The following is a 19,175-nucleotide window of genomic DNA, read 5'->3' as shown; positions in this document are numbered from 1 at the left end:
CCTTCGTGAGCGAGACCACGACCGGCGGCGGACGCCGGGTCAGCAGACGTACGCTGCTGCTCGGCGGCTCGGCGGCCGGGCTCGGCGCAGCCGGTGTCGCGGCGTACACCGCGCGGGACGAACTGGCCCGGATGTGGTGGCGGCTGCCCGGCATCGAGAAGCCGCGCACGGCGGGCGCGGTCGACCAGCCGGGCGCGGAGTGGATCGCGGCCTCGGGGGCCAACTGGCGGTGGGCGGACCGGCCGGACGACTACACGATCGACCGGGTGGTGATCCATGTGGTCCAGGGCAGCTACGACGACGCGGTGCGGGTCTTCAAGGACCCCGAGCACCTCGCCGCGGCGCACTACATCGTGCGCCGCGACGGTCATATCGCCCAGATGGTCCGCGAGCTGGACGTGGCGTTCCACGCGGGCAACCGCCCGTACAACGAGCGCAGCATCGGCATCGAGCACGAGGGGTGGGTCAGCGAGCCCAGCTCCTTCACGGACGCGATGTACCGCTCCTCGGCACGGCTGACCGCGTCGATCTGCGAGCGGTACGACATACCGAGGGACCGGGAGCACATCGTCGGCCATGTGGAGGTGCCGGGCACCGATCACACCGACCCGGGCCGCCACTGGGACTGGGACCGCTATATGCGGCTGGTGCGAGCGGTGCGCGTGGGGCAGCCCGCTAGCTGACCGGCCCGCGAGCTGACCGGCCCGCGATCAGGCCGTGCGGATCAGGCCGTGCCCATCAGGCCGTGCCGAAGACGACCGCGAGCGGGCGGGTCCCGCCGTCGCCGCTGGTGGGCCTGGACGCCCGGCTGTCGCCGATGTACAGCCGCTTCCCCTTGTAGATCATGGTGCAGTCCCCGTAGACGTCCATGCCGGACTCCGCGTCCTTCATGTCGTCCGGGTGCTTCTGGAGCGTCTCCATGGCGAACGACGTGGGGTCGATGCGCACGACTCCGCCCGCCTCGCTGTACATCGAGCCCAGATAGGCGATGAGGGAGCCGTCCTTTTCGGTCTGGACGGGGGTCAGCGACCGGCTCTCGGCCATCTTCGTCCTGCCGGTCTCCTTGCCGGTCTTCAGGTTCAGGCCGGTGATCCGGTCCCCCGGGCCGCCGTGGTCCACGTCCACCTCCGAGGAGAGGTAGAGGGTGCTGCTCGCCTTGTCGAGGGCGATCTCGGTGCACCCCTCGACGCTCGTGGCCGGGCAGTTGGGCTGGTACCCCTTGGCCAGCACGTCGATCGTGCTGAGCAGCTTGCCCCGCTTGCCGCTGTCGTCAATGGTCAGGATGTCCGTGGTGCCCGTTCCGGCGTCCGAGTCGCCGGTGTCGACGGCCACGACGAGCGGCGCGGTGGAGATCACGTGCGCGTACTCGACCTTCTCGTCCAGCGGGTAGGACGAGGTCACCGCACGGGTCCGGGGATTCACCGTCTGCACCTCCAGCCGCTGGGTGCTGGAGTCCTCGCTGTCGCAGCCCCGGATCGCGACGATCTTGTCATCGCCGCCCGCGTAGCCGTTGTCGTCGCAGTCCGCGAGGTATTCCGGCTTCCACAGGGGTGTGCCGTCCAGCGACCAGGCTCCCCCGCCGCTGGTGCCGCCGGCGGCCACGGTGCCACCGCCGAGGGTGACCTGGTCGAACTGCACCCCGGCGTTGCCCTCGGTGTCCGACCCCTCCTTCTGCCAGACCAGCTTGCCCTTCTTCAGGTCGACCAGACCGACCTGGGTGCACAGCGCGTCTTCCCCTGCGCCGTCCCGGAACAGGACCGCGGTCAGACCCTCCTCGGTCATATGCGGTGACGCCCAGCAGATCTGCCCGTCGAGCGGTATCTTCCACTTCGACGTGGCACCGTCGAGCGAGTAGCCGACGATTTCATTGACCTCGCCCTTGACGAAATTCGTGTCCGTCACCCAGGTGCCCATGGTGTTGGTCTCCTTGCCGACCTTCGGCATGGCGACCTTGCCCAGCGTCTTCGCCTGGGCGCCCCCGGAGGACCCTCCGCTCTTACCGCCGTCGTCATCACCTCCGGACCCGCAGCCGCTGACCAGGGCGACCGCGAGGACCCCGCCCGCGATCAGCTTCAGGGCCGGTTTGGCACGCCGCCCCGACGGCGACGACGGTCGCATCGGCCCGCGCGGCCGCGCGGGCCGATGCGGTGATGGGTGGTGTGGCGGCAGCGAAGGCTGCGACATCGTTGAACTCCCGGATTTCCCCGTTGCAAAACAACCTGCGAGATGACGTATGCGCTTTCCGCGCATGGCAGGTCCGTTGACGGGGTAAATCCTTTCCCACGAATCTCCGCGTTTTCAAGCGGAGACCGCTGTTCCGTAGGTTAGGTGAAATGACCGGGAGAACAATACGAATTTCCTGGTTATGATGGGCCGCGTTCCGGTGCTTTTACTCGCTCCGGCGGGGCGGTCAGCTCAGCCCCGCGCCGCGCGCCCGCTCCACCGCCGGGCCGATCGCCTCCGCGACGGCCTCGACATCGGCCTTGGTCGAGGTGTGGCCGAGCGAGAAGCGCAGGGTGCCACGGGCCAGGTCGGGGTCGCTGCCGGTGGCCAGGACCACATGGCTGGGCTGGGCGACACCGGCCGTGCAGGCCGAGCCCGTCGAGCATTCGATGCCCTGCGCGTCCAGCAGCAGAAGCAGCGAATCGCCCTCGCAGCCGGGGAAGGAGAAGTGGGCGTTGGCCGGGAGCCGGCCCGCCGGGTCGGGGTCGCCGCCGAGCACGGCGTCGGGGACGGCCGTACGGACGGCGGTGATCAGCCCGTCGCGCAGCGCGCCGATCTCGCGGGCGAACTCCTCACGGCGCTCGGCGGCGTACGCACCGGCGACCGCGAAGGCGGCGATGGCCGGGGTGTCGAGGGTCCCGGAGCGCACCGAACGCTCCTGGCCGCCGCCGTGCAGTACGGGCACGGGGGTGTGCTCACGGCCGAGCAGCAGCGCGCCGATGCCGTAGGGACCGCCTATCTTGTGGCCGCTGACGGTCATCGCGGCCAGCCCCGAGGCGGCGAAGTCGACCTCGACCTGGCCGAACGCCTGGACCGCGTCGGCATGCAGCGGAACGCCGAATTCTGCCGCGGTGGCGGCGAGTTCGCGGACCGGCTGGATGGTGCCGATCTCGTTGTTGGCCCACATGACGGTGGCGAGGGCGACGTCCGAGGGGTCGCGGGCGATCGCCTCGCGCAGCGCGTCGGGGTGGACCCGCCCGAGGGAGTCGACCGGCAGCCATTCGACCCGCGCCCCCTCGTGCTCGGCGAGCCAGTCGACGGCGTCGAGGACGGCGTGGTGCTCGACGGGGCTGGCGAGCACCCGGACGCGGGTCGGGTCGGCGTCCTTGCGGGACCAGTAGAGCCCCTTGACCGCGAGGTTGTCGGCCTCGGTCCCACCGGCGGTGAAGACGACCTCGCTCGGGCGGGCGCCCAGCGAGGCGGCGAGGGATTCACGCGACTCCTCGACGGTACGGCGGGCACGCCGGCCGGCGGCGTGCAGCGAGGAGGCGTTGCCCGTGACGGCGAGCTGGGCGGTCATCGCCTGCACCGCCTCCGGGAGCATCGGGGTGGTGGCGGCGTGGTCGAGATAAACCATGGTGCCCCGATTCTACGAGGCGTTGCGGGAGTACGACGTACCGCGTGCCCGTGCGCACGGCTTCCGCGCCGCCTTCCCCGCCACCTTCCGCCCCGTCTTGCCCCGCCGCCTCGCCATGCCCCTCGACAGCGAGACCGCACCTACCGCAGCGCCTCCGGCGAGGTCCGCTGGGCCGAGCTCGGCTCACCGGACGCGCCGCCGGTCGTGCTGCTGCACGGCACACCGTTCTCGTCGTACGTGTGGCGGGGAGCTGATCCCGGGCGCCGGCCACCTGGTGCAGGAGGACGTCAGACCTCCTCCGTCGCCGTGCTGCGCCGGTTCCACGCCCTCGGCGCGCGCCAGCCGAACCGCATCGCCAGCAGCCGGGCCACGAACGCCACGGCGGCCGCGAGCGCGCTGGTGGCGGCCGTCAGGACGTGGAAGTGGAGCAGCAGGGCCGCGATCGAGGCGCCGACGAGGGCCGGGACGGCGTACAGGTCCCGGTCCCAGCGCAGCAGCGAGGGCACCTCATGGGCGAGCAGGTCGCGGAGCACACCGCCGCCGACCGCCGTGGCCATGCCGAGGGTCACGGACGAGGTGAGGCCGAGCCCGAAGTCATGGGCCTTCATCGTGCCCTCGACGCAGAACAGCCCCAGTCCGGCCGCGTCGAAGACGCCGACCGCCGCCGTGATGCGCTCGACCTCGGGGTGCAGGAAGAAGACGATGGCGGTGGCGACGAGCGGGGTGAGGAAGTAGCCGAGGTCGGTGAAGGCGATGGGCGGCACCGCGCCGATCACCAGGTCGCGGAAGACCCCGCCGCCCAGCGCGGTGACCTCCGCGAGCACCGCCATGCCGAAGACATCGAAGTTCTTGCGCACGGCGAGCAGCGCGCCGGATATCGCGAAGACGAAGATCCCGGCGACTTCGAGGGCGTGCTGGACGGACGGGGTGAACAGTTCGATGAGCACCCGCCATTGTTAACAGCGGATGCCCCGAGCCTGGGCCCGGCCCCGTCCCGTCTCAGCTGTCGGTCTTCTTCGTCACCTTCCGTGCCGACTCGGCCCCGGCCTTCTCCTGCGGCGCCTGGTCCGGAGCGTTTTCCGGGTGGTGGCAGGCCACCTGGTGGCCGGTGGCCAGCGCCACCAGCGGCGGCTCCTGGCTCTTGCACACCTCGGTCGCCTTCCAGCACCGGGTGTGGAAGCGGCAGCCGGACGGCGGGGAGATCGGCGAGGGCACATCGCCCTTGAGCAGGATCCGCTCACGCTTGGCGCGCCGCCTGGGGTCCGGCACCGGCACCGCGGACAGCAGCGCCTTGGTGTACGGGTGCATGGGCCGCTCGTAGAGGTCCTTGCGGTCCGCCAGCTCGACGATCTTCCCGAGGTACATCACCGCGATCCGGTCCGAGACGTGCCGGATGACCGACAGGTCGTGCGCGATGATCACGTAGGTGAGGCCCAGCTCCTCCTGGAGGTCGTCCAGCAGGTTGACCACCTGCGCCTGGATCGACACGTCCAGCGCCGAGACCGGTTCGTCGGCGACGACCAGCTTGGGCTTGAGGGCCAGCGCGCGGGCGATGCCGATGCGCTGCCGCTGACCGCCGGAGAACTCGTGCGGGTAGCGGTTGTAGTGCTCGGGGTTGAGCCCGACCAGCGCCAGCAACCGCTGGACCTCCGCCTTGACACCGCCCTCCGGGGTGACGCCCTGGAGCCGGAAGGGCGCGCTGACGATCGCGCCGACGGTGTGCCGGGGGTTCAGCGAGGAGTACGGGTCCTGGAAGATCATCTGGACGTCACGGCGCATCGGCCGCATCTGGGCGGTGCCCAGGTGGGTGATGTCCTTGCCCTCGAACTCGATCTTCCCCGAGGTGGGTTCGAGCAGCCGGGTGACCAGCCGCCCCATGGTGGACTTGCCGCAGCCCGACTCGCCCACCACGCCCAGGGTCTCCCCCGGCCGGACGTCGAAGTCGAGCCCGTCGACCGCCTGCACCGCACCGGCCTGCCGTTGCAGCAGCCCCTTCTTGATGGGGAAGTGCTTGACCAGGCCCGACACCTTGAGCAGGGGCTCGGGCGACGTCGTCGCCTTCTCCGGGACCGTCATCTTCGGATCCTTCGTGTCGGTCACAGCTTCGGCGCAATCTCTTCGGTCCAGATCCGGGTGCGCTCCTCCTGCGTCATATGGCACGCGGAGAAGTGCCCGCCACCGCCGGCCTCCCGCAGCTCCGGCCGCTCGGTACGGGTGATGTTGTCCTTGGGCACATCGGCGTACGGGCAGCGCGGGTGGAAGGCACAGCCGGACGGTACGTTGATCAGGCTGGGCGGGGAGCCCTTGACCGGGATGAGCCGATCGGTCTGGTCGCGGTCGATCCGGGGCATCGAGCCCAGCAGCCCCCAGGTGTACGGGTGCTGGGGCTCGTAGAAGACCTTCTCGGCCGGGCCGCGCTCGACACAGCGGCCGCCGTACATCACCAGCAGGTCGTCGGCGAGCTCGGCGACCACGCCCAGGTCATGGGTGATGATGATGACCGCGGAGCCGAACTCCTTCTGGAGGTCGCGGATCAGGTCGAGGATCTGCGCCTGCACGGTGACGTCCAGGGCGGTGGTCGGCTCGTCGGCGATCAGCAGCTCGGGGTTGTTGACCAGCGCCATCGCGATCATCGCGCGCTGCCGCATCCCGCCGGAGAACTCGTGCGGATAGCTGTCCACGCGCTTGTCGGGCTGCGGGATGCCGACGCGGTCCAGCAGCTCGATCGCGCGCTTGCGGGCCACCTCCTTGGTGACCTGGTGGTGCACCCGGTACGCCTCGACGATCTGACGGCCGATGGTGTAGTAGGGGTGCAGCGCGGACAGCGGGTCCTGGAAGATCATCGACATCTCGCGGCCGCGCAGCTTGCGCACCTCGTCGGGGTCGGCGCCGAGCAGCTCCTGGCCGTTCAGCCAGATCTCACCGGAGATCCGCGCCTTGCGGCGGCCGTACTGCCCGGCGGTGTGCAGCCCCATGATGCCGAGCGAGGTGACCGACTTGCCGGAACCGGACTCGCCGACGATGCCGAGGGTCTTGCCCTTCTCCAGCCGGAAGCTGAGCCCGTCCACGGACTTCACCAGACCGTCGTCGGTCGGGAAGTGCACGCGCAGGTCACGCACCTCGAGGAAGGCGGTGGGGGCGGGCGAGCCGGCCGCGGCCACCTCGCCCACGGCGGCGGTCCCGGTGGCCGGCTGATCGCCGGCGCCGCCCTCGGGCCGTCCGGACTTGGTCATATCGGTCATCCGAGCCTCACTCGCGGGTCGATGACGGCGTACAGGAGGTCCACGACGAGGTTGGCGACCACGATGAAGATGGCCGCGATCAGGGTGACGCCGAGGATGACCGGCAGGTCCTTGTCGGTGATCGCGTTCACCGCGAGCCGTCCGAGGCCGGGCAGGTTGTAGGTGGACTCGGTGAGGACCGCGCCGCCCAGCAGCGCGCCCAGGTCGAGGCCGAGCAGGGTGAGGATCGGGGTCCAGGTCGAGCGCATCGCGTGCCGGCCGATGACCACCCGTTCCCGCAGGCCCTTGGCGCGGGCGGTGCGGATGTAGTCCTCACCCATGATCTCCAGCATGGTGGCCCGGGTGAGCCGGGCGTACATCGCCGCGTAGAGGAAGGCGAGGGTGATCCACGGGAGGATCAGGCTCTCGAACCACATCGCCGGATCGTCGCCGAACGGCTTGTAGTCCACGTTGACCCACTTCAGCGAGTAGCTGAAGATCGCCAGCGAGAGCAGACCGGTGAAGTAGATCGGCAGCGAGACACCGGCCAGCGCGACCGTCATCGCCGAGCGGTCCCACAGGCTGCCCCGGCGCAGCGCGGAGACGACACCGGTGGTGATGCCGCCGATCAGCCACAGCAGACAGGCGCCCGCGGCGAGCGAGAGGGTGACCGGCATCGCGTCGGTCAGCTGCGGCCACACCGCCTGCTCGGTGCGGAAGGAGTAGCCGAAGCAGGGCGCCGGGCAGTGGGTGACATCCGTGCCGTTGGCGTAGTCCCGGCCGACGAAGAGGCCCTGGACGAAGTGCCAGAACTGCACCAGGACCGGATCACCGAGCTGGAGCTTTTCCCGGATGCCCTCGATGGCCGCGGGGTCGGCCTGCTTGCCGACGAACAGCAGCGCGGGGTCGGTACCGGCCCACTTCGGGATCACGAAGAAGATGGCGAAGGTCGTGAGGGTGACGACCAACAGCATCACGACGACGGCGAACAAGCGCCGGATGAGATAAGCAAGCACTGTGCGCGGCCCAGGGGTGGCCCGTGATCCCCCGGGAGAGGGGGATCACGGGCCACCACCCGCGGCCATCACCTGCCCTTCGGGCCTATCGGGTGCGGCGAGGTTGAGGTGTGCGGCGGATCGGGTGACCGGCCGTCACTTGACGACGCCCAGCTGGGAGTAGTCGTAGCGGCCGTTGTAGGCCGCCGACGAGAAGGCGTTCGTCAGCCGCGAGCTGCGCCAGGTGATGTTCTTCTCGTAGATGAACGGCATCTGCACGGCCAGGTCGCTGACCTTGTGGTTCATCTGCTGGTAGATGGCACCGGCCTTGGTGGGGTCGGTCTCCTTGAGCGCCTCGTCGAAGAACTTGTTGATCTCCGGGTCATTGGTCTCGGAGACGTTGTAGTTACCGGTCTGCTCGATGAAGCGGCCGTCGATCAGCGGCTGGGAGAAGCCCTGGCCGGTGGGGAAGTCCGGGCCCCAGCCGGTCATCGACAGGCCGTAGCCGCGCTTCTTCATCACCGACGGCGAACCGGTGATGCTGGCGGAGGACTGGCCCTGGATCGGCTCCACGTTGAGGGTGATGCCGACCTTCTTCAGCGACGCCTGGAGCGCCTCGGCGGCCTCGACCTCGGCGGGCTGGTCGTTGCGGGCCACGATGGTGGTGGAGAAGCCGTTCGGCTTGCCGCACTGCTTCAGCTCGTCCTTGGCCTTGGCCGCGTCCGGCTTGCCGCCGCGCTTGAGGATGCCGTACGGGTCGTAGTCGTCCGCGCCCTTGACGCTCTTGGGGAGCATGTTGGTGGCGAGGTCACCGCCGGCCTGCGGGCCGCCGCGGGTGGTCTGGATCGACTTGTAGTCGGCGCCGTAGATGACCGCCTTGCGGCAGTGGATGTTGTCGAACGGCTTGACCTTGGTGGCGATGTCGACGTACCGGACGAAGCTGGTGGTGATGTTGTCGACGTTGCCCTTGTGCTGCTTGAGGGCGTCGTTGCGGCCCGAGGGGGTCATGCCGGTGGCGCTGAGGAAGACGTCGTAGTCACCCTTGATCAGCAGCCGGTCTATCGCCTCGAGGTTGGAGTTGAAGGTGACCGTGACCTTGTCCGGCAGGGCCGGGCGGATCGGGTCGGACTCCTTCTTCCAGTTCGGGTTGCGGACCAGCGACAGGCTCTTGCCCGGGGTGTACGACTGCACCTTGTACGGGCCGGAGGAGAACGGCCGGTTGGTGTACTTGGCGCCGGTGTCCTTGTCCGCCTTCACCGGAGAGCCGGTCGGCATCGCGAGCATCTGCTCGAAGTCACCGTTGGGCTTGGCGAGGTGGAAGACGACGGTCTTCTCGTCCGGGGTCTGGATCGCCTTGAGGCCCAGCTTGTCCTTGGACTTGTCCTTGTAGGGGCCCTTGTACTCGCCCTTGGGGTCCAGGACCTGGCGCAGATAACCGGGACCGCCGGAGACCACGTCCTTGGCCCAGATCCGCTCGATGCCGTACTTGACGTCCTGGGCGGTGATCGGGGAGCCGTCCTCCCAGGTGATCCCGTCGCGCAGGGTGTAGGTGTACGTCTTGCCGCCGTCTGTGATCTTGGCGGTGGAGGTGGCGAGGTCCGGGACCAGCTCGTTCGCGGCGTTGCCCGGCTTGGGCGCGTAGGAGATCAGTTGGCGCGCGTAGAAACGCGAGAAGTCCCAGGCGAAGCCGTAGTACTGACGCTGCGGGTCGAGGGAGTCGAACTCCTGCTTGTTGATGAACTTGAGGGTGCCGCCCTTCTTGGCGGACTTGTTGGCGATGCCCTTCACCGCGGCGTTGAACCCGGGACCCGAGCCCTCGTCGCCGGAACCGCCGCCGCCACAGGCCGCGGTGGCCAGGAGAGCGCCTACGACAGCCGCCGCTCCGGCGATCCGCCTGCTTCTCGAGAGCCGTTTCATAGTGGTTGCAACCTCCGGGGTAGCGGTTCTGGGCATGGCGCCGCGGAATTCTTCGGGGAGCCTTCTGCCGGCTGTGGCAGGGGCTGATGCGTTCGGGTGCGGCAGGCCCTGCGCGGTGGGTGCCGCGGCCTGCGCGGACGGTGCCGCGGGCCTCGCCGTCATCGGGTGCCCTTCGGGTCGAGCGCGTCGCGGACGCCGTCGCCGAAGAGATTGAAGGCCAGCACCGTGATGAAGATCGCCGCACCCGGGATGATCATGAACATCGGGTCGTCCTCATAGGTGCCGACCGCCTTGGAGAGCATCTGCCCCCAGGATGCGGTGGGCGGCTTCACGCCCGCGCCGAGGAAGCTGAGCGCGGCCTCGGTGAGGATGTTGGTGGGGATCATCAGCGTCGTGTAGACGGTGATCGGCGCCACCAGGTTGGGCAGCAGCTCGCGGAAGAGGATGTAGCGCCGGCCGGCGCCCAGGCTCCGCGCGGCCTCGATGTACTCCTTCTCGCGCAGCGACAGCGTCTGGCCGCGCACGATACGGCCGACGTACGGCCAGCCGAAGAAGCCGATCACCGAGACCAGGATGGCGATGCGCACCCCGCTGCCGGTGAGTCCCAGCAGGTCGTTGGGGAGCACCGAGACCAGGGAGATGATGAAGAGCAGCTGCGGGAAGGCCAGCAGCATGTCCATCACCCGGCTGATCAGCGAGTCCACCCAGCCGCCGAAATATCCGGCGATGATGCCGAACACGGTGCCGAGGACCACCGCGACCAGCGCCGCGAGGAAGGCCACCAGCAGCGAGATCCGGGCGCCGTAGATGACCCGGCTGAACACGTCGCGGCCGTTGGACGGCTCCACACCGAAGAGGAAGTCCGAGCTGATACCGCCCAGTCCGCCCTTCGGGGTGCCGAACAGCGGGTCGATCTCCTCCTGGTGGAACTCGTTGGGCGGATGCCCGAGCAGACTCACGATCAACGGGGCGAAGATCGCCACCAGGATCAGGAAGACGACAACGATGCCACCCGCCAGCGCGAGCTTGTCTCGCTTCAAACGCGACCAGGCGATCTGGCGCAGCGATCTGCCCTCGACGGATGCCTTGACCACATCCGCCGCTACATCGGCAGTCGCGACCGGATCGCTGTCCGTGCTCGTGCCGTGCAATGGTGCCGTCATCGTGGTGGAGACCCCTCTCGACCGGTGGTGACCGGCCCACGACTCGCCGCTGTGGCGGCTCTGTTCACAACCTGGGCGAAAGTCGCGTTGTCGTACGGAACCTTGTCGGAAGGGGACGTACGCGGGAACCGCACCCCTTGGGGGGGGAGTCTTCAACGCGCTCGTGATCACCCGCCAGTGCTCCCGGGCAATGGATGCCTAACCGTGATGTGAGGAGGACCCTCCGCTATACGGACGGTCGCGACACGAGAACGCAGCAGTAACATCGCGCTCGCTATGGGGTGTTCGGCCTCTTTCGCCCGGAAGGCCGGGCGGGCAAACCCGTCGGCCGGGCAGGCGGTCCCGTCAGCGGGGCAGGCGCTCCCGCCGGCCGGGCAGGCGGCCCCGTCCCATGGCGCCCGGATCAGCGGGCGCGACGCGGCGGCGGATCAGCACGCGTGACCGGGCACCAGGTCAGCACGCGTGACCGGGCACCAGGTCAGCACGCGTGACCGGGCCCCGGGTCAGTAGGCGTGACCCGGCACCAGGTCAGTAGGCGTGCCGCGGCGGCGGGTAGCCGTAGCCGTAGGACGGCGCGGCGGGCGCGGCGCCGTAGGCGTCACGGTCGAAGAACGGGCGGGCGTTGGCCCGCATCCACAGGGCGACCGGGTCGTACTCGTCGGAGAGCGCGACCGTGGAGACCGGCAGCCCGTCCGGCACAGCGGTGATCGACTGCTCCATCATCAGCCGCACCGACTGCACGGACGGTGCGCTGGTGTCGTACAGATCCAGACCGATCGCCAGATACGGGGCGCCCAGCGTCGGCTGCACCCAGGCGCGCCGCAGGGACCGCACCACGGGGGTGCGATGCGCGTTCTGCCCCAGCAGGGCGTAGAACTGCGGGATGTCGATACCGGGTTCGCTCACCCGGAGCGGCCCGGCGGGCAGCCGGTCGAGACCGCCCGCGATCCGGCGCAGGTCCAGCCAGGGGATGCCGACTCCGCCGCCGGGGGCGTGCGGGTTGAGCCAGAGGCCGTAGCGGTCGCGGTAGAGGGAGTCCGCGATCAGGCGTCCGTCGACCACCTCGTGCGCGCGGTTCCAGCCACTCGCGGCCAGTTCCTGGGCGGAGGTCACGCACGGGGCGTAACCGAGGCCGTCCACGTCCATGTTGCCGTACTGGGCGTCGGGCGAGCCGGGCGCGCCGTGCCACAGCAGCATCCAGACCTGGCCCTCGCCGATGGCGTGCAACAGCGCCTCATAGGCGTCGTACCGGCCGGGAGCGACCTGCTGCAACGCTCGCTCAACCTGGCCGGCCGCCGCCCCCCAATCCGCGCCCGCGCTCACCTGGGTCCGCCCCTTCTCTCGGCCTTGCCCGCATCTCACCGGGGAGCGTGCTCACACTCCGCCTGGTCATCAAACCAGCTTACGGGCCCCGGCAGCGGACCCCGGGGTACGTCAGAGGTCACGGTCGTAGAACGGCCGTACGCGCCCCAGCATCCAGTCGGCCACCGGGTCCCCCTGCGCCACGTCCAGCGCGACCAGCTGGACCGTCCACGGCACGGGCACCGCGCCGAGGGCGCGGCCCAGCGCGTCCACGGCGCGCGCCTGGCCGTCCGGGCCCGGGGTGTCGAGCTGCACGCCGACGAAGAGCGCGGGCTCGTCGCCCTCGACGCTGGCCAGGGCGCGCCGGGCGGTCCGCACTCCGGTGCCCTTGGCGAACTCGATCCCGGCGGCGGCCAGGAAGTCCACCGGCTCGTCCTGCCAGTCGGGTTCGAAGAGCCGCACCCGGCCGCCGGTGGCCGGGCCGTCGAGCTCGGTACGCCCGGCGCGGCACAGCTCCCGGACGGCGGGCGGGGGCAGCGGTACGACCACCGCGCCACCGGGGTTCAGCGCGATGCCGAGCTGGGGCGGCAAGCCGCGGGCGAACTCCACCGCCGGGGCGATGGTGAAGGACATATGGGAGCCGACGACCTGGAGGAACTGCTGCTCGGAGCTGAACACCGGGACATACGCGGCGCCTTCGAGCTCCATGGTGGGCAGATCGAGGTTCGGGCTGTCCGGCCCCCCGCCGTTGGGCAGCGGAACCCAGACGTGGCTGCGGGAGAGCGTCTCGACGATGCGCGCCCCGGCCCCGGGGACGTCCACGGAGGCGGCGAGCACCTCTTCGAGCTCATTGCCGGGAAACGCCGGATACGCGGCATGCGCGCCGTCGGGGAATCCTCCATGAGCCGGTGCCACACCGTACTGCTCCGGGAAGCTCATCTTCGTCCAACCGCCATCTCGTCCGACCTGCCCAAAGCACCCTAACGGCTGGGCGGCGCTGGACCTGCGGGGCGGGCGTCATCTCCACAGCACTTCCCCACCTCGCCCGGCCCGCGGCCGCGGCGCTCCCCTCCTCCGCCCGGCTCGCCGTCGTCACGCTGGGTGAGGTGCGGGGGGGCTGGTTTCCGCCAAGGTCACCCGGCGCTCACCGGTCCTTCGGCGCGGGTGGGATCGCTCGCGTGAGACTCGGGGATCGCTCGCACGAGAGGCGGGGATCACTCGCACGAGAGGCGGGGATCACTCGAACGAGATACCGCGCAGGGCGCTCGCGGCCGGCCGGTCCAGCAGCACCGCCGAGGCGCACCCCTCCGGCGGCCGTCCCCGCTCGATCCTCTCGACCAGCCGCCGCATCGCGCGCAGATGCCGGGCGAAGGCATAGCCGGAGACGCCGCGGCCGCGGGCGGCCTGCCCCTCCAGGGCCACCGTGGCGTCCACGTCCAGCAGCACCATATGGAGGCTGCGGCCCCGGCGCCGGGCGTCCCGCGCCAGCCAGCGGCGGACCCACGGCAGCGCACCGCAGTCGTGCACCACGACGCTCACCTCCGCGCGCAGCGCCCGGCGCAGCCCCGCGTAGTGGGCGCACCGGACCAGCGGGCGGTAGAGCGCGTACGGCAGCCAGCCGGGCAGCCGGCGCTCCCACGCCTCCCGCGTGTGCTGCGAGTCCACCCGCATGACGACGGCGCCCGTCTCGTCCACCAGGGGCACCGCCCGATTGATCAGCGTGCTCTTGCCACTGCCCGGCAGCCCGGAGGCGACCAGCACGTCTCCCGCCGGATAGCGCAGCTCGCCCGGGGCCGCGCCGGCCTCCCCGCCCGGCGCCGCGCCGCGCAGATCGTGCACCGGGGCTCTTCGGCCGGGACGGACCGCCGGCCCGGAGGGGACGCGGCCGGGCGGCGTCGGCAGGAGCCTGTGTGCGGTCGCGTACGTTCCCTGCCCATGCACCGTGATCGTCCTCCCAGGTCGGTCATCGCTGCTCGTACCCGCAGAGTGTCAAGAAAAGGTAATGTCCATCAAGGCTGCCTCCGGCGGGCCGCCCGGATCGGGACTTCCCTTCTCGGCCATACGTGCGATGATGTGCCCCGCAACTCCATACCGGCCGTTTGAAGCCGCGCGGGAGAGTCCTTGGTCACCGGCCGTGGTGCCGGAGGTCCAGGGCGCCGAAGGAGCAAGTCCTCCCTTGAATCTCTCAGGCCCCGATACCGCGCGGACGAGGCAGATCTGAAAAGCGGGCCGCGCGGGCGCGGCTCCACCCACGGTGCAAGCCGGGCCCCTTACGGGCGTCACGGCGAACCTCTCAGGTTCCGATGACAGATGGGGAGGACGTACGCGTCCTTGCCGTCCGACCTCGCCGTCGCGCGACCCCGACCTGACCTCCTGGAGCCTGAACCGTGACCGACGCCCCGCCCACCCCACGCCGTACCGCGCTGGACGCGCGGCACCGCGCGCTCGGCGCCACCATGACCGACTTCGCCGGCTGGGACATGCCGCTGCGCTACGGCAGCGAGCGCGATGAGCACACGGCGGTGCGCACCCGCGCCGGGCTCTTCGACCTCTCCCACATGGGTGAGATCTCTCTCATCGGTCCGCAGGCCGGGCAGGCCCTGGACCACGCGCTGGTCGGCCATCTGTCCGCGCTCGCCGTGGGCCGCGCCCGCTACACCATGATCTGCGACGACGAGGGCGGCATCCTGGACGACCTGATCGTCTACCGCCTCGGGGACGAGGAGTTCCTGGTCGTCGCCAACGCCGCCAACGCCCAGGTGGTGCTGGACGCGCTGACCGAGCGCGCCGGCGGTTTCACCGCGTCCGTAAGGGACGACCGGGACGCGTATGCGCTGATCGCGGTCCAGGGGCCCGAGTCCGCGGGCATCCTGCGCACCCTGACCGACGCCGACCTGGACGGGCTGAAGTACTACGCCGGGCTGCCGGGCACCGTCGCGGGCGTCCCGGCCCTGATCGCCCGCACCGGCTACACGGGCGAGGACGGTTTCGAGCTGTTCCTCGCGCCGGGCGACGCCGAGCGGGTCTGGGAGGCGCTGACCGAGGCGGGCGCCCCGGTGGGCCTGGTGCCCTGCGGTCTGTCCTGCCGGGACACCCTGCGCCTGGAGGCGGGGATGCCGCTGTACGGGCATGAGCTGTCCACCGACACCACCCCCTTCGACGCGGGGCTCGGCCGGGTGGTGAAGTTCGACAAGCCGGGCGACTTCATCGGCCGCCAGGCCCTGGAGGCCGCGTCCCGCCGGGCGGACAGCGTCACCCCGCGCACCCTGGTCGGCCTGGTCGCCGAGGGCCGCCGGGTGCCGCGCGCCGGATACGCCGTGCTGGCCGCCGACGGCTCGCGGATCGGCCAGGTCACCTCGGGCGCGCCCTCCCCGACGCTGGGCAAGCCGATCGCCATGGCGTACGTGGACGCGGAGTACGCCAAGCCCGGCACCGAGGGGGTCTCGGTGGACATCCGCGGCAGCCAGGAGCCGTACGAGGTCGTGGCGCTCCCCTTCTACCGGCGCGAGCGCTGAGCCACCGCCCTCGCCCTTCCCGGGAGACGCCTTCCCGGGAGACGCCTTCCCGGAAGACGGCTTCCCGGGAGACGGCTTTCCGGGAGGCGTCCCCTCGTTCCCCGGCGCGTCGCATCCCACCAGCTAAGACCCATTTCCCAAGCCCTCCCCCCTATCCAGGAGAATCGGACCATGAGCAACCCCCAGCAGCTGCGCTACAGCAAGGAGCACGAGTGGCTGTCGGCCGCCGACGAGGACGGCGTGTCGACGATCGGCATCACCGAATTCGCGGCCAACGCGCTCGGCGACGTCGTCTATGTCCAGCTCCCGGACGTCGGCTCCGCCGTCTCCGCCGGTGAGACCTGCGGTGAGCTGGAGTCCACCAAGTCGGTCAGCGACCTGTACGCGCCGGTCTCCGGTGAGGTCACCGAGATCAACGAGGACGTGGTGAACGACCCGGCGCTGGTGAATTCCGCCCCCTTCGAGGGCGGCTGGCTGTTCAAGGTGAGGGTGACCGGCGAGCCGGAGGACCTGCTCTCCGCCGACGAGTACACCGCCTTCGCCGAAAACTGACCCTCCTCTTCCGATCGGGACCCTGATGTCGCTTCTCAACAGCTCCCTGCACGACCTCGACCCGGACGTCGCCGCCGCTGTCGACGCCGAACTCCACCGCCAGCAGTCCACCCTGGAGATGATCGCCTCCGAGAACTTCGCTCCGGCGGCGGTCATGGAGGCCCAGGGCTCGGTCCTGACCAACAAGTACGCCGAGGGCTACCCCGGCCGCCGCTACTACGGCGGCTGTGAGCACGTCGATGTGGTCGAGCAGATCGCCATCGACCGGGTGAAGGAACTCTTCGGCGCAGAGGCGGCGAACGTCCAGCCGCATTCGGGCGCCCAGGCCAACGCGGCCGCGATGTTCGCGCTGCTCTCCCCCGGCGACACGATCCTGGGCCTGAACCTGGCGCACGGCGGCCACCTGACCCACGGCATGAAGATCAACTTCTCCGGCAAGCTGTACAACGTGGTGCCCTACCACGTGGACGCCGAGACCGGTCTGGTCGACATGGACGAGGTCGAGCGGCTGGCCAAGGAGCACCGCCCCAAGCTGGTCATCGCGGGCTGGTCGGCCTACCCCCGCCAGCTGGACTTCGCGGCCTTCCGCCGGATCGCGGACGAGGTCGGCGCGTACCTGATGGTCGACATGGCCCACTTCGCGGGTCTGGTGGCGGCCGGGCTGCACCCCTCGCCCGTCCCGCACGCCCATGTGGTGACCACCACCACCCACAAGACCCTGGGCGGTCCGCGCGGCGGTGTGATCCTCTCCACCGCCGAGCTGGCCAAGAAGATCAACTCGGCGGTCTTCCCGGGTCAGCAGGGCGGTCCGCTGGAGCATGTGATCGCCGCGAAGGCGGTGGCCTTCAAGGTCGCGGCGAGCTCCGCCTTCACGGAGCGCCAGGAGCGCACGCTGGAGGGCGCCAAGATCCTCGCCGAACGCCTGGCCCAGCCCGATGTGCGCGAAGCGGGCGTCTCCGTCCTCTCCGGCGGCACCGACGTCCATCTGGTCCTGGTCGATCTGCGCCACTCCGAGCTGGACGGGCGGCAGGCCGAGGACCGGCTCCACGAGGTCGGCATCACGGTCAACCGCAACGCCATCCCGAACGACCCGCGGCCCCCGATGGTCACCTCGGGTCTGCGGATCGGCACCCCGGCGCTGGCCACGCGCGGCTTCACCGCCGACGACTTCCGCGAGGTCGCCGACGTGATCGCCGAGACGCTCAAGGCGCCCGCCTCCTTCGGGGCGGCCGAGGCGGAGGCGCTGAAGGCCCGGGTCACCGCCCTGGCCGACAAGCACCCGCTGTACGCGCATCTGTCGGAGTAACCCCGGCGCGGACCCGGCCGGGTTCCGGAGCGGACCCGGCCGGATTCGGGAGCGATTCCGGCCGGACCCGGCCGAATGCCGGAGCGGTCCCGGAACCGTCCCGGGCACAGGGGCGCGCCCACCCCGGCGCGCCCCCGCACCACCCCCGCACGCCCCCTCACGTGCAGACAAAGGAGTCCCCCGGTGGCCATCTCCGTCTTCGACCTCTTCTCGATCGGCATCGGCCCGTCCAGCTCGCACACCGTCGGCCCGATGCGGGCCGCGCGGATGTTCGTCCGCCGGCTGAAGAACGAGGGCCTGCTGACCCACACCGCCTCCGTCCGGGCCGAGCTCTTCGGCTCACTGGGCGCCACCGGTCATGGTCACGGCACCCCGAAGGCCGTGCTGCTGGGCCTGGAGGGCCACTCCCCGCGCACCGTCGACGTCGAGGCGGCCGACGGCGAGGTGGAGCGCATCCGCGCCACCAAGCGGCTGCGGCTGCTCGGCGCCGAGATCGGCTCCGGCCAGGAGATCGACTTCGATGAGCCGGCCCAGCTGATCCTGCACCGCCGCCGCTCCCTGCCGTACCACGCCAACGGCATGTCGCTGCTGGCGTACGACGCCGAGGGCCATCCGCTGCTGGAGAAGACGTACTACTCGGTCGGCGGCGGCTTCGTGGTGGACGAGGACGCGGTCGGCGAGGACCGCATCAAGCTCGACGACACCGTCCTCACCCACCCCTTCCGCACCGGTGACGAGCTGCTGCGGCTCTCCCGCGAGACGGGGCTGTCCATCTCGGGCCTGATGCTGGAGAACGAGAAGGCGTGGCGCACGGAGTCGGAGGTCCGGGCGGGCCTCCTGGAGATCTGGCACGTCATGGAGGCCTGCGTGGCCCGGGGCATGTCCCAGGAGGGCATCCTGCCCGGCGGCCTCAAGGTCCGCCGCCGCGCCGCCACCGCCGCCCGCGCCCTGCGCTCCGAGGGCGACCCGGCCGCCCGCGCCATGGAGTGGATCACCCTCTACGCCATGGCGGTCAACGAGGAGAACGCGGCGGGCGGACGCGTGGTCACCGCCCCGACCAACGGCGCGGCCGGCATCATCCCCGCCGTCCTGCACTACTACACCCGCTTCGTCCCGGGCGCCGACGAGGAGGGCGTCATCCGCTTCCTGCTCGCCGCGGGCGCGATCGGCATGCTCTTCAAGGAGAACGCCTCGATCTCCGGCGCCGAGGTCGGCTGCCAGGGCGAGGTCGGCTCCGCCTGCTCCATGGCCGCCGGCGGTCTCGCCGAGGTCCTCGGCGGCTCCCCGGAACAGGTGGAGAACGCCGCCGAGATCGGCATGGAACACAACCTCGGCCTCACCTGCGACCCCGTGGGCGGCCTGGTCCAGATCCCCTGCATCGAGCGCAACGGCATGGCCTCGGTCAAGGCGGTCACCGCCGCGCGGATGGCGCTGCGCGGCGACGGCCGCCACCATGTCTCGCTCGACAAGGTCATCAAGACCATGCGGGACACCGGGGCCGATATGAAGGTCAAGTACAAGGAGACGGCGCGGGGCGGACTCGCGGTCAACGTCATCGAGTGCTGACGAAGGGAACGGCGGAGGGAACGGCGAGTGGGGTGGGCTGACGCCCCGGCGCTACGGG

The 19,175-nt window shown here is 70.6% G+C and carries 16 protein-coding genes, 1 pseudogene and 1 riboswitch; of the genes and pseudogenes, 6 read left to right on the top strand and 11 right to left on the bottom strand.

The genetic code is table 11. The features are described 5' to 3' along the window. Positions 1-5: 5 nt before the first annotated feature. Entirely contained in the window at positions 6-683 is a 678-nt protein-coding gene (locus PS467_RS28770) for an N-acetylmuramoyl-L-alanine amidase (protein ID WP_311037667.1), read from the top strand. 55 nt (positions 684-738) lie between these two features. On the opposite strand, the gene PS467_RS28765 is transcribed toward PS467_RS28770, so the two are convergent. Beyond that, positions 739-2,118, bottom strand: a complete 1,380-nt coding sequence (locus tag PS467_RS28765; protein ID WP_311037666.1) for a hypothetical protein — start codon at positions 2,116-2,118, stop codon at positions 739-741. A gap of 292 nt (positions 2,119-2,410) precedes the next feature. Next, positions 2,411-3,580 carry a cysteine desulfurase family protein gene (locus PS467_RS28760; RefSeq protein ID WP_311037665.1) on the bottom strand — a complete coding sequence of 390 codons (1,170 nt, stop codon included), beginning with the start codon at positions 3,578-3,580 and terminating at the stop codon, positions 2,411-2,413. Between the two features lie 132 nt (positions 3,581-3,712). On the opposite strand from PS467_RS28760, the pseudogene PS467_RS28755 reads away from it, so the two are divergent. Beyond that, a pseudogene (locus tag PS467_RS28755) lies at positions 3,713-3,826 on the top strand (alpha/beta fold hydrolase); the annotation flags it as partial. 41 nt (positions 3,827-3,867) lie between these two features. Here the strand turns inward: PS467_RS28755 and PS467_RS28750 are convergent. The 9 genes from PS467_RS28750 to PS467_RS28710 all read right to left on the bottom strand — a co-directional run bounded on the left by PS467_RS28750 (position 3,868) and on the right by PS467_RS28710 (position 14,125). Next, positions 3,868-4,527: a trimeric intracellular cation channel family protein gene (locus tag PS467_RS28750; protein WP_268974573.1), complete on the bottom strand. Its 660-nt coding sequence runs from the start codon at positions 4,525-4,527 to the stop codon at positions 3,868-3,870. A 52-nt stretch (positions 4,528-4,579) separates the two neighbouring features. Continuing rightward, positions 4,580-5,656: an ABC transporter ATP-binding protein gene (locus PS467_RS28745; protein WP_311037664.1), complete on the bottom strand. Its 1,077-nt coding sequence runs from the start codon at positions 5,654-5,656 to the stop codon at positions 4,580-4,582. Positions 5,657-5,676: 20 nt separating this feature from the next. Next, positions 5,677-6,822 (bottom strand): ABC transporter ATP-binding protein, encoded by a 1,146-nt coding sequence (locus PS467_RS28740; RefSeq protein ID WP_311037663.1) that lies wholly within the window; start codon positions 6,820-6,822, stop codon positions 5,677-5,679. Beyond that, a complete protein-coding gene (locus PS467_RS28735) occupies positions 6,819-7,793 on the bottom strand; it encodes an ABC transporter permease (RefSeq protein WP_432280643.1) in 975 nt (324 codons plus the stop codon). Before PS467_RS28735 ends, PS467_RS28740 begins: the two co-directional genes overlap by 4 nt. 159 nt (positions 7,794-7,952) lie before the next feature. Next, entirely contained in the window at positions 7,953-9,713 is a 1,761-nt protein-coding gene (locus PS467_RS28730; RefSeq protein ID WP_311037662.1) for an ABC transporter substrate-binding protein, read from the bottom strand. A 158-nt stretch (positions 9,714-9,871) separates the two neighbouring features. Continuing rightward, positions 9,872-10,876 (bottom strand): ABC transporter permease, encoded by a 1,005-nt coding sequence (locus tag PS467_RS28725; RefSeq protein WP_311037661.1) that lies wholly within the window; start codon positions 10,874-10,876, stop codon positions 9,872-9,874. Positions 10,877-11,404: 528 nt separating this feature from the next. Continuing rightward, positions 11,405-12,199 (bottom strand): enhanced serine sensitivity protein SseB C-terminal domain-containing protein, encoded by a 795-nt coding sequence (locus PS467_RS28720; RefSeq protein WP_311037660.1) that lies wholly within the window; start codon positions 12,197-12,199, stop codon positions 11,405-11,407. Between the two features lie 111 nt (positions 12,200-12,310). Continuing rightward, positions 12,311-13,117, bottom strand: a complete 807-nt coding sequence (locus tag PS467_RS28715; RefSeq protein WP_311037659.1) for an enhanced serine sensitivity protein SseB — start codon at positions 13,115-13,117, stop codon at positions 12,311-12,313. Positions 13,118-13,414: 297 nt separating this feature from the next. Further along, positions 13,415-14,125: an AAA family ATPase gene (locus tag PS467_RS28710; RefSeq protein ID WP_432280761.1), complete on the bottom strand. Its 711-nt coding sequence runs from the start codon at positions 14,123-14,125 to the stop codon at positions 13,415-13,417. A gap of 153 nt (positions 14,126-14,278) precedes the next feature. Beyond that, positions 14,279-14,389: riboswitch (glycine riboswitch) on the top strand. 176 nt (positions 14,390-14,565) lie between these two features. Here PS467_RS28710 and gcvT point away from each other — a divergent pair. The 4 genes from gcvT (at position 14,566) to PS467_RS28690 (ending at position 19,117) form a co-directional block, all read left to right on the top strand. Next, entirely contained in the window at positions 14,566-15,693 is a 1,128-nt protein-coding gene (gcvT, locus tag PS467_RS28705; RefSeq protein WP_311037657.1) for a glycine cleavage system aminomethyltransferase GcvT, read from the top strand. A 171-nt stretch (positions 15,694-15,864) separates the two neighbouring features. Beyond that, on the top strand, positions 15,865-16,245 hold the full coding sequence (gene gcvH, locus PS467_RS28700; RefSeq protein WP_268974563.1) for a glycine cleavage system protein GcvH: 381 nt from the start codon (positions 15,865-15,867) through the stop codon (positions 16,243-16,245). A 25-nt stretch (positions 16,246-16,270) separates the two neighbouring features. Continuing rightward, a complete protein-coding gene (gene glyA, locus PS467_RS28695; RefSeq protein WP_311037656.1) occupies positions 16,271-17,551 on the top strand; it encodes a serine hydroxymethyltransferase in 1,281 nt (426 codons plus the stop codon). A 183-nt stretch (positions 17,552-17,734) separates the two neighbouring features. Continuing rightward, the gene (locus tag PS467_RS28690) at positions 17,735-19,117 is read left to right on the top strand and encodes an L-serine ammonia-lyase (protein WP_311037655.1); all 1,383 of its coding nucleotides are present in this window, start codon (positions 17,735-17,737) and stop codon (positions 19,115-19,117) included. Positions 19,118-19,175: the final 58 nt, after the last annotated feature.

Source organism: Streptomyces luomodiensis (genome assembly GCF_031679605.1).
Lineage (GTDB): Bacteria > Actinomycetota > Actinomycetes > Streptomycetales > Streptomycetaceae > Streptomyces > Streptomyces luomodiensis.
Note: the sequence above shows the minus strand (reverse complement) of the source record. Positions and strands in the feature narration are given on the sequence as shown.